The organism is Devosia sp. (assembly GCF_035944845.1).
Classification (GTDB): Bacteria; Pseudomonadota; Alphaproteobacteria; order Rhizobiales; family Devosiaceae; genus Devosia_A.
Map to the genome: position 1 here is coordinate 25,681 of NZ_DASZAW010000087.1, position 14,276 is coordinate 39,956.

At 64.3% G+C, this 14,276-nt stretch carries 14 protein-coding genes; 4 read left to right on the forward strand and 10 right to left on the reverse strand.

Annotated elements, in window-relative coordinates; genetic code table 11:
• Nucleotides 1-18: 18 nt before the first annotated feature.
• On the reverse strand, nucleotides 19-996 hold the full coding sequence (locus VGV07_RS17040; protein ID WP_326869921.1) for an AEC family transporter: 978 nt from the start codon (nucleotides 994-996) through the stop codon (nucleotides 19-21).
• Between the two features lie 252 nt (nucleotides 997-1,248).
• On the opposite strand from VGV07_RS17040, the gene VGV07_RS17045 reads away from it, so the two are divergent.
• From VGV07_RS17045 to glpK, 3 genes are read left to right on the forward strand one after another with little or no spacing between them, the layout of a single operon-like run.
• The gene (locus VGV07_RS17045; RefSeq protein WP_326869922.1) at nucleotides 1,249-2,031 is read left to right on the forward strand and encodes a DeoR/GlpR family DNA-binding transcription regulator; all 783 of its coding nucleotides are present in this window, start codon (nucleotides 1,249-1,251) and stop codon (nucleotides 2,029-2,031) included.
• Nucleotides 2,028-3,548 carry a glycerol-3-phosphate dehydrogenase gene (glpD, locus tag VGV07_RS17050; RefSeq protein WP_326869923.1) on the forward strand — a complete coding sequence of 507 codons (1,521 nt, stop codon included), beginning with the start codon at nucleotides 2,028-2,030 and terminating at the stop codon, nucleotides 3,546-3,548. Before VGV07_RS17045 ends, glpD begins: the two co-directional genes overlap by 4 nt.
• Nucleotides 3,545-5,035 (forward strand): glycerol kinase GlpK, encoded by a 1,491-nt coding sequence (glpK, locus tag VGV07_RS17055; protein WP_326869924.1) that lies wholly within the window; start codon nucleotides 3,545-3,547, stop codon nucleotides 5,033-5,035. The genes glpD and glpK overlap by 4 nt, the downstream gene beginning before the upstream one ends.
• 70 nt (nucleotides 5,036-5,105) lie before the next feature.
• Here glpK and VGV07_RS17060 read toward each other — a convergent pair whose 3' ends face one another.
• Both VGV07_RS17060 and VGV07_RS17065 read right to left on the reverse strand, forming a co-directional pair.
• Nucleotides 5,106-6,224 (reverse strand): epoxide hydrolase, encoded by a 1,119-nt coding sequence (locus VGV07_RS17060; RefSeq protein ID WP_326869925.1) that lies wholly within the window; start codon nucleotides 6,222-6,224, stop codon nucleotides 5,106-5,108.
• A gap of 262 nt (nucleotides 6,225-6,486) precedes the next feature.
• A complete protein-coding gene (locus VGV07_RS17065; protein WP_326869926.1) occupies nucleotides 6,487-7,008 on the reverse strand; it encodes a CAP domain-containing protein in 522 nt (173 codons plus the stop codon).
• Nucleotides 7,009-7,211: 203 nt separating this feature from the next.
• Between VGV07_RS17065 and VGV07_RS17070 the strand changes: the two genes are divergently transcribed.
• Nucleotides 7,212-7,370 (forward strand): hypothetical protein, encoded by a 159-nt coding sequence (locus tag VGV07_RS17070; protein ID WP_326869927.1) that lies wholly within the window; start codon nucleotides 7,212-7,214, stop codon nucleotides 7,368-7,370.
• On the opposite strand, the gene VGV07_RS17075 is transcribed toward VGV07_RS17070, so the two are convergent.
• The 7 genes from VGV07_RS17075 to VGV07_RS17105 form a co-directional block, all read right to left on the reverse strand.
• Nucleotides 7,320-8,369: a glycosyltransferase family 4 protein gene (locus VGV07_RS17075; protein WP_326869928.1), complete on the reverse strand. Its 1,050-nt coding sequence runs from the start codon at nucleotides 8,367-8,369 to the stop codon at nucleotides 7,320-7,322. The two genes, VGV07_RS17070 and VGV07_RS17075, sit on opposite strands and share 51 nt — an antisense overlap.
• A gap of 259 nt (nucleotides 8,370-8,628) precedes the next feature.
• Entirely contained in the window at nucleotides 8,629-9,441 is an 813-nt protein-coding gene (locus VGV07_RS17080) for an SDR family NAD(P)-dependent oxidoreductase (RefSeq protein ID WP_326869929.1), read from the reverse strand.
• Nucleotides 9,442-9,488: 47 nt separating this feature from the next.
• Nucleotides 9,489-10,472 carry a sugar phosphate isomerase/epimerase family protein gene (locus VGV07_RS17085; RefSeq protein ID WP_326869930.1) on the reverse strand — a complete coding sequence of 328 codons (984 nt, stop codon included), beginning with the start codon at nucleotides 10,470-10,472 and terminating at the stop codon, nucleotides 9,489-9,491.
• Nucleotides 10,473-10,500: 28 nt separating this feature from the next.
• Nucleotides 10,501-11,211 (reverse strand): SDR family oxidoreductase, encoded by a 711-nt coding sequence (locus VGV07_RS17090; protein WP_326869931.1) that lies wholly within the window; start codon nucleotides 11,209-11,211, stop codon nucleotides 10,501-10,503.
• A gap of 54 nt (nucleotides 11,212-11,265) precedes the next feature.
• A complete protein-coding gene (locus VGV07_RS17095) occupies nucleotides 11,266-12,372 on the reverse strand; it encodes a sn-glycerol-3-phosphate ABC transporter ATP-binding protein UgpC (protein ID WP_326869932.1) in 1,107 nt (368 codons plus the stop codon).
• A gap of 1 nt (nucleotide 12,373) precedes the next feature.
• Nucleotides 12,374-13,282 carry a carbohydrate ABC transporter permease gene (locus tag VGV07_RS17100; RefSeq protein ID WP_326869933.1) on the reverse strand — a complete coding sequence of 303 codons (909 nt, stop codon included), beginning with the start codon at nucleotides 13,280-13,282 and terminating at the stop codon, nucleotides 12,374-12,376.
• Nucleotides 13,275-14,195 carry a sugar ABC transporter permease gene (locus VGV07_RS17105; RefSeq protein WP_326869934.1) on the reverse strand — a complete coding sequence of 307 codons (921 nt, stop codon included), beginning with the start codon at nucleotides 14,193-14,195 and terminating at the stop codon, nucleotides 13,275-13,277. The genes VGV07_RS17100 and VGV07_RS17105 overlap by 8 nt, the downstream gene beginning before the upstream one ends.
• Between the last annotated feature and the right edge of the window lie 81 nt (nucleotides 14,196-14,276).

Sequence of the window (14,276 nt, forward strand, 5' to 3'; positions counted from 1 at the left end):
CCGAGAGGTCGGTAATCCCTAGAGCCCCAGCACGTACAACCAGCCGCTCACCGTCAGGATCGACAGCACCGTCGAGATCAGGATCGAGTTCGCGGCGATGTGGACCGAGCGATTGTAGTAGGTGGCGAAGACATAGACATTGATGCCGGCGGGCATGGCGGCGAGCAGCACGCCGTAGCGGGCGAGGTCGTGGTCCATATGAAGGATCGGCACCATGATCACCCAGGCGATGGCCGGCTGCAGGATGAGCTTGAGCAGCGACATGGTGAGCGACTGGCCCCAGCTGTCAGAAAGCTTGTAGTCGTTCAGCGCACCGCCGAGGCCGAACAACGCAGCCGGCGTGACGGCGGCGGCCATCATGGTGATGAAGGCCTCCGCCGGCTCGACCAGTTTCACATTCAGCAGGTTGGCGGCGGCGCCTGCGGCAATGCCCCAGAGCAACGGGTTGGCGATCACCCGCATCAGCGCCACGCCCAGCGTCTTGTGGAGTGGCGCGCCGTCTCGGCGCAGCAGCTCCATGGTGATCATGCCGGCAGTGATCAGCACCGGGGCGTGAAAGGCGATGATCGAGAAGGCGGTGGCCAGCGCCTGATCGCCGTAGGCGCGCTGCACCACCGGAATGCCGACCAGCACGGTGTTGGTGAAGGTGGCGGAAAAGCCCGAAGCGACGGCCTCGCCCGGCTTGTTGCGGAAGAGCCTCGCCGACACCACGATGCCGACGATGAACACCACGATGGCGCCGACATAGAACGGCACGATGACGCCCCAGTTGAAGGTCGTCGCGAAGTCGGTGTGCAGCATGGCGTTGAACAACAGGCACGGGGTGGCGAAGTTGTTGACGAACACCACCAGCCCGCGCACTCCCTCGGACGGAAACAGCCGTAGCCGCACGGCGCCGTAGCCCAGGGCGAGGATGGCAAAGACCGGCAGGATGACGTTGAGAATGGCGAGCATGGTCGGCCGGTCAGGAGGGGGAAGCTCCTGATGCACGCTCATGGGTTTAGGGTCAATGGCAGGGTGGCATACTGATAGAGACGGCACCCTCTCATCCTCCCCCATAATGGGGGAGGTGCCCTGCCGGTGCACTTGGCACGACCGAGGACAGAGCCTCGATTCTTCACCTCCCCCTTTATGGGGGAGGCCGGGAGGGGCCGTCTGCCTCGGCTCAATAACGAAACCCAACCGAACATTTCGCTATCGAAACGAACCTGATCCGCGTATAGATTGAACCTCATCCAGGGGGACGGGTTGGACGCGCTGACGGATCGGCAGGATGACATCATGGCGCTGGCCCGGCAGCACGGGCGGGTGGATGTCGACGCCTTGGCGCAGCAGTTCGCGGTGACACCGCAGACCATCCGCAAGGACCTCAACGAGCTCTGCGACCGGAAGCTCCTCAACCGGCTGCATGGCGGCGCGGCCTACCCCTCGGGCGTCTCGAACTATGCCTACGAGGCGCGGCGGATGCTGGCAGCGGAGAGCAAGCGCCGCATCGGGCTTGCTGCGGCGGCGCTGATCCCCGACAACTCCTCGCTGATCCTCAATATCGGCACCACCACCGAACAGGTGGCGATGTCATTGCGCCGTCACACCGGCTTGATGGTGGTGACCAACAACATCAACGCCGCCAACATCCTGCGCGAGGTGCCGAGCGCCGAAGTGGTGATCGCGGGCGGTGTCGTGCGGCATGCCGATGGTGGCGTGGTGGGTGAGGCGGCGGTGGATTTCATCCGGCAGTTCCGGGTCGACTATGCGGTGATCGGCGCTTCGGCGATCGACGCCGACGGCACCTTGCTGGATTTCGATTTCCGTGAAGTGAAAGTGGCGCAGGCGATCATCGACACGGCGCGCAAGACCATCCTCGTCGCCGACGCGATGAAGTTCGAGCGCACCGCGCCGGTGCGGATCGGCCACCTCGAGCAGATCGACGTGTTCGTTACCGACCAAGCCCCCTCCCCCGCCATCGCCGCCATCTGCGCTGCGGCCGGCGTCGAACTCCATATTGCAAGCGAAGGACCGCCCCCCAGATGAACGACACGCAAGATAGCTTCGATGTGTTCGTCATTGGCGGCGGGGTGAACGGCACCGGCATCGCTCGCGACGCCGTCGGACGCGGACATTCGGTCATGCTGGCCGAGATGCACGATCTCGCTTCGGGCACCTCGTCGGCGGCAACCAAGCTGGTGCATGGGGGCCTGCGCTATCTGGAACACTACGAGTTCCGCCTGGTGCACGAGTCGCTGGGGGAGCGCGAAGTGCTGTGGGCCTCGGCGCCGCACATCATCTGGCCGCTGCGGTTCGTGCTGCCCTACGAAAAGAGCCTCAGGCCAGCCTGGCTGCTGCGCCTCGGCCTGTTCGTCTACGACCACCTGGGCGGCCGGAAGCTGTTGCCGGGGACCAGGACGCTGGATTTGACCAAGGATCCGGCCGGGCGCCCGCTGAAGCCGGGACACAAGCTGGCGTTCGAATATTCGGACGGCTGGGTCGACGACGCCCGGCTGGTGGCGCTCAACGCCCGTGACGCGGCAGACAAAGGCGCGCGGGTGGTGACCGAGACCAAGGTGACCGCGGCGCGCCGCGAGGGCGGGCTGTGGCGGATCGAGATGGTGGGCCCCGCGGGCACAGAGACCGTATCGGCGCGGCTGCTGGTCAATGCCGGTGGTCCGTGGGTCGACCAGGTGATCCGCGAAACGGTCGGCCAGAACGAGGCGCACAATGTGCGGCTGGTGAAAGGCAGCCACATCGTGGTCAAGAAGCTGTTCGACCACGAGCGTTGCTATTTCTTCCAGAATGCCGACGGCCGCATCTTCTTCGCCATTCCCTATGAGGGCGACTACACGCTGATCGGCACCACCGAGCAGGAATTCACAGGGGATCCGACCGGGGTGCGGATCAGCGACGAGGAAACCGACTATCTCTGCGCCGCGGCCAGCGAGTATTTCGTCAAGCCGGTGACCCGTGCCGAGATCGTCTGGACTTATGCGGGGGTGCGGCCGCTGGTCGACGATGGCGCCAGCGCCGCAGATGAAGCGACGCGCGACTATGTGCTGAAGACCGAAGGCGAAGCCGGCAACGGGCCGCTGATCAACGTCTTCGGCGGCAAGCTGACCACGCATCGGCGGCTCAGCGAACAGGTGGTCGACAAGATCGACGGGCTGATCGGACAGAAGGGGCCGCGCTGGACCAAGGGGGCGCATCTTCCAGGCGGCGACTTCCCGCCGACGGCATTCGAGGCCGAGGTGCGCAAGCTCGCAGCAAAGAAAGCGAACCTCGACCCAGCGTTCATCCGCCGCCTGGTGCGGGCCTATGGCACGCTGGCGGCCGAGGTGCTGGGCGACGCGACCAGCACGGCGGAGCTGGGGCAGCATTTCGGCACGACGCTCTACGCACGCGAGGTCGACTACCTGATCGATCGAGAATGGGCGCGGACCGCCGACGACGTGCTATGGCGTCGCTCGAAGCAGGGCCTGAAATTCAATGCGAACCAGAAGGCGGAACTGGCCAGGTACATGGCCGAACGCCTCGCCGGTATGGGGAAGAGACAATGAGCGGCAACATCCTCGCCATCGACCAGGGCACCACCTCGAGCCGGGCGATCGTCTTTGACGAGCACCAGAAGATCGCCGGGCTCGGCAAGATGGAGTTTACCCAGCATTTCCCGAGGGATGGCTGGGTAGAACACGTGCCCGAGGAGATCTGGGCCACGGCGCTGTGGAGCGCCAAGACGGCGATCAAGAAGGCAGGCGTGAAGGCCGACGAGATCGCCGCCATCGGCATCACCAACCAGCGCGAGACGACGATCGTCTGGGATCGGCAGAGCGGCAAGGCGATCTACAACGCCATCGTCTGGCAGGATCGGCGCACCGCCAAGCTCTGCGAGAAGCTGAAAAAGGCCGGACACGAGAAGCTGGTTACCAGGAAGACCGGACTGCTGCTCGACCCTTATTTCACTGCCACCAAGCTCGCCTGGATCCTCGACAATGTGCCGGGGGCGCGGAAGCGGGCCGAAAAGGGCGAACTCGCCTTCGGCACCGTCGACAGCTACCTGATCTGGCGGCTGACCGGCGGCAAGAGCCACGCCACCGACATCACCAATGCCTGCCGCACGCTGCTGCTCGACATCAAGACCGGCCAGTGGGACGATGAGCTGTTGAAGCTGTTCCGCATCCCGCGCGCTATCCTGCCCGAGGTGAAGGACAATGCCGATGATTTCGGCATGACCGACCCCGAGGTGTTCGGCGTGGCGTTGCCGATCTACGGGGCGGCCGGCGACCAGCAGGCGGCGACGATCGGCCAGGCGTGCTTCACTCCGGGCATGTTGAAATCGACTTATGGCACCGGCTGCTTTGCGTTGCTCAATACCGGCGCCGACATGGTGCGCTCGAAGAACCGGCTGCTCACCACGGTTGCCTATCGGCTCAACGGCGAAACCACCTATGCACTGGAAGGCGCCATCTTCATCGCCGGTGCGTCCGTGCAGTGGATGCGCGACATGCTGAAAATCTTCGAAAAGAGCGGCGATGCCGGCGCTCTGGCGTTGAAAGCCGACCCGACGCAGAACGTCTACCTGGTGCCGGCCTTCGTCGGGCTGGGCGCACCATGGTGGGATGCGGCGGCGCGCGGCTCACTCACCGGGCTGACACGCAATACCGGGCCGGCAGAGCTCGCACGGGCGGCGCTCGAATCCGTCAGCTACCAGACGCGCGACCTGATCGACGCCATGCGCAAGGACTGGAAGGGTGCGCACGACACGGTGCTGCGGGTGGATGGCGGCATGGTCGCTTCGGATTTCACCATGCAGTTCCTCGCCGACATCCTGAACACCCCCGTCGACCGCCCGACCATCCTCGAAACCACGGCGCTCGGCGCTGCCTGGCTCGCCGGCTGGAAGGCCGGCGTGTGGCCGGACCAGAAGGGCTTCGCCGAACGCTGGGCCCTCGATCGGCAGTTCGCTCCGCGGATGGACGAAGACGAGCGGACGCGGAAACTCAAAGGCTGGCGCGACGCGGTGCGGCGGACGCTGAGTTCGAGCTGAAGGTCCGGCAACGAACGCGGGGAGCGCCGGTGAAAGCCCACCGGCGCTCCCCGTAAAGTTGTGGTTGCGATCAGCGGTTGAGCAGCGCGGCAAACTCGCGGAGGTCGCCGACGAAGAACTCGGGGTCCTCCCAGGCTGCAAAGTGCCCGGCCTTCTGCATGTCGTGGAACTGGACGACGTTGCCCCCCGTCTGCCGATCCGCCCATTCGCGCGGCAGACGCACCCCACCAGGGATCGGATGCTCGGTGGCCACTGCGACCGGAACTCCGGTATTGGCGCCCTTGATGGTCGGGGGCTGCATGGCGTTCAGGCTGTAGATCCGGAACGACGAGGCGGCGGTTTCGGTCAGCCAGTAGATCATGATGTTGGTGATCAGCTCGTCGCGACCGAAGCGCGTGTCCGCCTCGTCGCCGACGCCCATGCCGGCCATGAAGCTCATGATCCAGGCGGCGAGCCCTACCGGCGAGTCGTTCATGGCGAAGGCCAGGCTCTGCGGCTTGGTGGCATGCACCAGGTTGAACGCGCCGTGCGCAAAGAACCATTGCTGGATGGCGCCGGCATAGGCCTGCTCCGGAGGAGCCAGGGCGGCAAAATCGGTCGTCTGGTCGGGATAGCCCACATCGGTGACGTGATAGCCCAGCAGCACCTCGGGGTGACGCTGCGCCAACGACATCGAAATGATCGAGCCGCCATCGCCGCCCGCAGCGATGAACTTGCCGTACCCGAGCGTCTCGGTCATCAGGCGCGCAAAGAGGTCGGCGACCTGATCCATCGGTAGCGCCGTCTTGCCGGAAAATCCGGTGCCCGGAATGGATGGAACGACCACATGGAAGTCCTTGGACAGTTGCTCGACCACCCGATGGTAGCGGTAGAACGAGTCCGGCCAACCATGGAGCAGCAGCAGCGGCACGGCATTCGGGTTGGTCGAGGGACGATGGACGAAGTGCAGGTTCACGCCGTCGAGTTCGACCTTGAAGTTGCCGAGCGCGTTGAGCTGGGCTTCGGCACGCCGCCAGTCATAGTCGTTGAGCCAGTAGTCGGTCAGTTGTTTCAGATAGTCGAGATTGGTGCCGATGGACCAGCCGGCATCGGCCGGCTGATCGGGCCAGCGGGTGTGCTGCAACCGGTACTTGAGGTCGGCGAGCTGCGAGCCCGGGATGGCGATCTCGAAGGCGGTGGGGGTGGTCATGGCGGGCGTCTCCTCTGAATGCGCGTGTCTGGATGCGAGCCCGGCGAACAGGGCTGAGGCTGCGAGGGCCTTGGAAAACTGACGGCGGTTCATCTCTCATCTCCACGCGTTGTCGATGGGATGAGGCTACGGGGAGGAGCCGGGAGGAGATTGAAAAAATCCGACAATCGAGCGCTGGCACCGGCAGCTGCCGACGCGCCCGACCTCTCATTGGCAGGAAGGGAGCAGGACGTCCGCCTTGCCTGCCGGCGCGTGAGACGCTTTAGCGCCAGGCCTCGAACGGCCCGCCGGCGATGAACGCCCAATAGGTGCGATACTTGCTCGGGCGGTTGGCCGGCACGGTTGCCACCGCGAGGCCGAATTCCTGGAACTTGGTGGAGAGCAGCGTGTCGCGATGCGCCGGACTCCCGAGCCAACCGTTGATTGCCTGGTCGAGCGTGGATTGCCCACCGGCGACGTTCTCGCCCACCGCCCCCTCGTAGCCGGCGGTGGTAACGCGCTGGCGCAGGGTGACGCCGAGATCGTGCGACAGCGTATCCTTGGCAGCCATCAGGTTGGCCTGCGAGCGGGCGGCATTCTCGAGTTGGATGTTGTAGCGCAGCGGCGGCTTGCCGGCGGCGGCGCGGGTGCCGTTGATTGCCGCCATGATGCCGCCCTGGGTCAGCTGGATCGGCGCCGCGGCCGTGCTGCCGCCCGGAGGCTTGGCCGGCGGGACCACCGAAGTGCAGGCAGCAAGCGATGTCAGAATGGCGAGGAGAAGAAAACCGCTGCGCAGAAGCGTCATAGGCGAGTGTTCCAGTGCGAGGCGGCGGCAGAAGCGCGCCAATCGTGGCGTTGCAATGGCGTTGGCGCGCCACCGCCCACACGGTTGCGCGAGGCGGAGCGAACTACAAGGCATTTGACGCTAATTAAGCATGATTTTGCAAAGCGCTGGCCGGCCCGGGCAGTTGCGCGCACCCTTTGGCCTGCAGCTGAGGGGCTCGCACCATGCTCGACCAGGAATTCGAACACTTCGATGTCCGCGCCATGACGAGGCAGGAGTTGGCGCGACACGCCGACTTCGCCCGCAACATGCTGTTCGGCGCGAGCGCAGCGTCACTGACCATCCTGGGCGCCGGCGCCTTCTTCCTGAGCCTCTTGCTCTAGCGGCGCCCCAGCCCCGGCCCGCAAGGCCGCCATCACCAGCGCTACGTAGGTGAGCGCAGCAATCGCAAAACCCCAGTCGCGATACGCTCCGGCCAACCAGGCCAGCGGCAGCAGCACGAGCACGTTGATCCCGACATAGAGCAGCGTCGCCTTGAGGTGCGAACCGAAACGACGCTGCAACGCCTGGTAGGCGTGGCGATTGTGGGCCTCCCAGAACCGCTCGCGGCGCAGCGTGCGGCGGATGAGTGTGGTGAGGCTGTCGGCCAGGAACAGGCCGGCAAGGATCAGCCACTGCCACGGAGTGAGCCAGAAGCTCAGCATGGTGCTGAGCGCGAAGAAAGCCGTCATCAGCCCCAGATAGGTACTGCCGGCATCGCCCATGAAGATCCTTGCCGGCGGCCAGTTGAGCAGCAGGAAGCCCAACGAGGCGGCGGCCAGGCCGAGCATCCACCAGAGCCGAGGATCGTCGACGACGCCCGGTTCGAACAGGAAGGCGAGCAGTGCGGCCCCGACGAGCAGGAAGATCGCCTCGGAGGCGGCGAGGCCGTCGATGCCGTCCATGAAGTTGAAGAGGTTGATCCACAGCGCGCCGCCGACAGTCAGGAGCACCAGCAGCACCGATTCCGGCACCGGCAGGCCGAGCTGATCGATCGGCAGCACCGCGACGATGGCACCCATCAGCAGCACCTGCGCGCCGAGCCGCCAGCGCGCCGCGATCGGGCGCTTGTCGTCGGAATAGCCGATGAAGGCGAGCAGGATGCCGGCCATGATCACCGGCACGCCCAGCCAAGGCAGCAGCAGCGCCATCAGCAAGCCGGCCACGGAGCCGCCGGCGACAATACCGACGCCACCACCGCCCGGAGTTGGCATCACGTGCGAGGAGCGATCGTTCGGCTGCTGCATCAGCCCGAGCCTGCCGGCCCGGCGCATGATGAACCATGCGGTGAAGAAGGAAACGAGCGCCGCGATGGCTGCAATGGCGAGGCCGAGAGTAGGCATGGGCGCTCCGGGGACAGACCCAGAAAGCGGTAATGGCGCAAGCGGAGGGTCCGCAACCCCCTTCTTGCAGTTTCTAAGGACTTGGCTGCGCCAAGCCCAAGAAACTGCTTTCTCCCCCGCCAAGGGGGAGAGGGTGCGCGCTGCACGTCCCCGGAACTCCATCTCCCCCTCGGCGGGGGAGAAAGCGAAATCTTGGGCTTAGCGTTTGCTAAGCCTTAGATTTCGCAAGAGAGGGGGTCGTTTCTTCCGGCGCCTGCAATCAACCCGCGTAAAGCTGCAGCCCGCCGTCGACCCGCAGCAATTGCCCGTGGATGAACTTGGCTTCCGGCGAGCAGAGGAACACCACCGCGTCGGCGATTTCCTCGGGTTCGGCGTAGCGGTCCATCGAGACCTTGTTGGAGTTCATCTTGTCCGGATCGACGGTGCGGGTCGCCTGGAAGCGGGCGGTCTTGGACGGTCCCGGGCTCACCACGTTGACGCGCACGCCGTGCTCGCGCACTTCGTCGGCGAGGCAGCGGGTGTAGTGGGTCACGGCGGCCTTCAGCGTGGCGTAGATGCCGCCACCGCTCACCCCGATATGGGCAGCGACCGAGGCGATATTGACGACGATGCCGTGCTGGCGCTCGACCATCTGCGGTACGAATGCCTGGGTCACCAGCATGGTGCCGATCAGGTTGTTGTTGGTCAGCGTGATCAAGTCGTCATAGGTGATGCCGAGGATGTTGTTGGGCACCGGCTTGCCACCGGCCGCGCCGATATCGCCGCCGGCGCAGTTGACGAGGATTTCGACCGGGCCGAACTTCTCCTCGATCTCTTTCTTCATGTTGTTGACGGCATCGCGGTCGCCGATATTGCCGGTGACGCCCATGGAGCGGACGCCGAGGCCCTCGATGGTCTTGATCATGGCGCCGAGATTGTCGGCCTCGCCGTATTTGGCGGCGGCATCCCAGGTCAGGTCATGCACCACGACATCGGCGCCGCGCGCCGCAAGCTTCCGCGCCATGACGCTGCCGAGACCACGGCCCGAGCCGGTTACGAAAGCGATTTTTCCTGAGAGATCTTTTCCTGCCACAACGGCCTCCAATCACATGAGTCGCGTCTAGTTGAGCGTCGGCCTGACTACATCAGGCCCTGGGCCTTAAGGTTCGCAGCACTCTTTCTGTACTGCGACAGCTCGTAATCGATGAGTTCGTGGTCGGCGTTGCGCTGCCACGGAGTGCGCCACTCTTCGCCGACTTCGAAGCGGTTCTTCTGCACGGCGAGGAGGCACGCGGCGAGGTCTTCAGCCGGCTTGGGGGCGTAGCCGTGCCACCATTCGGGTGTGTAGAGCTTGACGTGCCGATCCTCGAGCGCGCCGATCTCGATGCAGGCCAGCATCTCGTCATTGTGCTCGGCGAGAATATCGAACATCTGCTTGTGCGGTACGCACCCGTCGCCCGATGGACAGCGCACCAGGCGGAAGCCATCGGCCTCAATCACCGCGCGATAGTCCTTGACGTGGCAGTGCCGCACATAGGGAGCAATGACCCGGGTGAAATCGAGCGGCGACTCGCCCACCGGAAAGGTGTTGGCCATGTCGAAGACGATGCGGACATTGGGGCCGTACTCGTCGCAGAAGTTGACCAGCTCGCGCGAGGTAAAATCCTGGTGGTTCTCGATCAGCAACACCACGCCTGCGGCGGTGAGCTTGGGCACCGCGGCCTCGAGCTTCTCGTGCACGGAAGCGACGAGATCGTGCCATTTCTGCCCCGCGGCGGCGCGATCGCCGCAGAGGATCGGGGTCAGCGCCACGCGGATGTATTTGGCGTCGAGCGCGGTGGCGGCGCGGATCAGCATGTCCATGTCGCCATGCTGCAGGCCGGAGCTGACGATCCGCTTCCAGCCGAGGCTGTCGAGGCGCAGTTTCAGCGTGGCGAGTTCGGCGTCGGACTTGTCCTTCAGCCAGCCTTCCCACAGTTCGATGGCCTTGCCGCCCAGTTCTTCGGTCAGCTTGATGAAGCCCTCGAGGCCGACACCGTTGGGGTTGTGGCGTGGCGTGCCCGAGCCCTGCATGCCGAGATAGTAGGTGAGGCCATAGGGGTTGAGGCCGGTCGTGAGTTTCATCGGGTCACCGTCTTCGAGTCAGTGAGAGTTAGCGCAGACCACCATCTACAGTAATCGACTGCTTGGTGATCATTCGACTGTCGTCGGATGCGAGGAACAGCACCATACGGGCGATCTCGTCGCCGAGCAGCACCTGCTGAATGGTCTGGCGCGACACGACCTGGTCGATCGAGGCCTGGTCCTTGAACCACAGCCGCTTCTGCCGGTCGGTAATCACGGCGCCAGGCTCGATCGCATTGACGCGAATGTTGTCGGCCCCGAAGCCGCGGCCGAGGGCGCGGGTCAGCCCGATGATCGCTGACTTGGCCGTCGCATAGACCGGCATGTTCGAGGCCCCGCCGCGCCAGGCGATGGAGGAGAAGTTGATGATCGAGCCGCCGCCTTCGGCCCGCATCTGCTCGCGCACTGCCTGGGCGGCAAAGAACTGCGGGCGGAGGTTCAGGTCGAGCGAAGCGTCCCAGTATTCTTCGGTGACGGCGTCGATCTCGTGCCGGTCGTCATTGGCGGCATTGTTGACCAGCACGGTGATGTTGCCGAGCCGGTTCTTGACGACGTCGATGGCGGCCTTCAACCCTGTGACATCGGTGATGTCGCAGTTGATGAAATGGGCGCCGGTCTCGTCGGCGACGGCCCGACCGTCGTCATCGAGAATGTCGACGAAGCCGACCTTGGCTCCCTGCCCTGCAAAGGCGCGAACGATGTCGGCGCCGATGCCGGAGGCACCGCCGGTGACGAACACTACCCGCCCCTCGAGACTGGGGTATTTTGCAAACTTGGAAATTTCGGGCGATCCCTAAATCAGTCGTGTCGTCGCCGGGTCGAACAGGCAGGCGCGCGTCATGTCGACGGCGAGCGGCATGTTTTCTCCGGTCTTGGGCGCCTCGTCCGGCGAGAAGCGGCCAACCACTTCACGATCGCCGAACTTCAGCACCGCCATGGTCTCGGCACCGGTCGGCTCCACCACTTCGACCGGGGCCGACATGGTGGCAAAGCCCTGCTTGCCGCTGTTGTTCGCGGACTGCCGGCTCAGGTGCTCCGGACGAATGCCGAGGATCACCTTTTTGCTCGGCGCGCGACCGGCAACGCCGTTATGCAGCGCGAGGCTCGCAACGCCACCGCCCGAAAGCGGGAAATTGACCGTCGGCGCTCCGCCCGACGAAGTGATCTCGGCATCGATGAAGTTCATCGAGGGCGAGCCCATGAAACCGGCGACGAAGACGTTGGCCGGGCGGTTATAGACGGTATCCGGATCGGCGAACTGCTGCACCTCGCCCTGGTGCATCACGGCGATGCGCGAGGCGAGCGTCATGGCTTCGACCTGGTCGTGGGTGACGTAGATCGTCGTCTTGCCGATGCGCTGGTGCAGCTTCTTGATTTCGGTGCGCATGTCGACGCGAAGCTTGGCATCGAGGTTCGACAGCGGCTCGTCGAACAGGAACAGCGCCGGGTCGCGCACCAGGGCGCGGCCCATGGCGACGCGCTGGCGCTGGCCGCCCGACAGCTGACCGGGCTTGCGCTTCAGGAACGGCTCGATCTGCAGCAACGCGGCAACGCGAGCAATGGTCTTTTCCTGCTCGGCCTTGGGCACGCCGCGGCTCTCCATGCCGAAGGCCATGTTCTCCTTGACGGTCATGGTCGGGTAGAGCGCGTAGGACTGGAACACCATGGCGATGTCGCGGTCCTTGGGCTGCACCGAGTTTACCAGCCGGTCGCCGATATAGATCTCGCCCGAGGTGACGGTCTCAAGACCGGCGATCATGGCGAGCAAGGTGGATTTGCCACAGCCCGACGGGCCGACCAGCGCGATGAACTCGCCGGTATTGGCTTCGAGGTCGACACCTTTCAGCACTTCGACGACGCCGAAGCTCTTACGCAGGTTCCTGATGGTCAAGGATGCCATTTTACTTGATTGCTCCCTGGGTAAGGCCGCGGACGAAGTACTTGCCGCCGAAGAAGTAGACGAGGAGTGGAGGCAGGGCGCCGATCAGCACGGCCGCACTCATCACGTCGTAGGTCCGAACGGACGTTCCGCTCATCGAAAGTGCGACCAGGGCCGCGGTGATGGGCTGGTTGGAGCCCGAGTTCAGCACCACGCCGAACAGGTACTCGTTCCATATACCGGTGAACTGCCAGATCACCGTTACGATGATGATCGGCGGGGACAGCGGGATCATGATCTTCCAGAAGATCCGCCAGAAGCCGGCACCGTCGATGCGGGCGGCCTTCAGCAGGTCGTCCGGCACGCTGACATAGTAGTTGCGGAAGAACAGCGTGGTGAAGCTGAGGCCCTGGATGCAGTGCACCAGGATCAGGCCGTAGACCGAGTTCGAGAGGCCGAGTTGGCCGAGCGTGAAGGCCCAGGGCAGCAGCGCGATCTGCCCGGGCATGAACACGCCAAGCAGCATGAAGCCGAAGACGATCTCCGAACCGGGGAATTTCCACTTCGACAGGATGTAGCCGTTGATGGCACCGAGCGCAGTGGAGATGATCGTCGCCGGGATGACCATGGCCACGGAGTTCCAGAAGTACCTGGCAACGCCATCGCACTGGCCACCGATACAGAAGTCGCTCCAGGCCGTCGGCCAGGCATCGAGCCGGAAGCTGCGAGGCAGCGAAATCAGGCCGAGCTGGCCGATCTCCTCGTTGGTGCGGAACGAGTTGAGGAACACCACCAGAAACGGCACGATGTAGATGATCGAAATCAGGCCGAGCAGGCCATAGATCACGATCCGCGATATCAGCCGACGGCGACTCGCGATTGCCGCTTCCCGGTCTTCGACGCCTGCAGCGGTGAGGACTGCGTCAGCCATTGTTCGCCTCCCTGCGCTTGCGCCAGACCAGATAGAGTGAGTAGGGCACCAGGACGATTGCAAGCGCCGCCAGCACCATCATCGCGGCCGCGGCGCCCTCGCCGATCTCGCCGCGCTGGAACATGAAATCGTAGACGTAGGTGGCGGGGAAGGTGGTCGAGATACCCGGACCGGAATTGGTCAGCGCGACGGCAAGGTCGAACGTCTTGATGGCGAACTGCAGCAGCACGACCGCGACGGCGATAAAGATCGGCCCGATGGTTGGCAGGATCACCTTGCGATAAGTGCGGAACCAGCCGGCACCGTCGATCTGGGCGGCCTTGATGATGTCTGGATCGACCGACCGGAGGCCGGCGAGGAACAGCGCCATCGAGAAGCCGGCCGAGCCCCAGATGCCTGTGATGATGATCGCCCAGATCGCGTTCTTCCGATCCGACGTGAGGGCGAACTGGAAATCGGTCCAGCCCATCGCGTTGACCAGGAACTGGATACCGCTCGAGGGATTGTAAAGCCACTGCCATACCGTACCGGTAGCGATGAAGCTGACCGCCAGCGGGTAGAGGAAAATCGTCCGCCAGAACGACTCGGCACGTATTTTCTGGTCGATGAGGATGGCCAGCAGCAGGCCGAACGCCATCGAGATCGTTACGTAAAAGAGCGAGAAGTACAGCAGGTTGGTGTAGGCGACGCTCCAGCGTCGGTTGGTCCAGAGCGAGATGTAGTTATCAAGCCCCTTGAAGCCGTAGCTGGGCAGCAGCGTCGAGTCACTGAGCGAAATGTAGAGCGTCCAGCCGGCAAAGACGAAGACGTAGACAAACGACGCAACGATGGATGGCGCGATTATGAATATGGGCGTCCACTTTTTGATGCGGTCCCACGTACTCGTGCCAGTCGAGACGGACTGACCTGTCATTGCCAACGGACTATCCTCCAAAACCGGCCGCCAAAAGAGCCAGCCGCGACGCTCAGGGAGCACCGCGGCCGGCAATCCTGG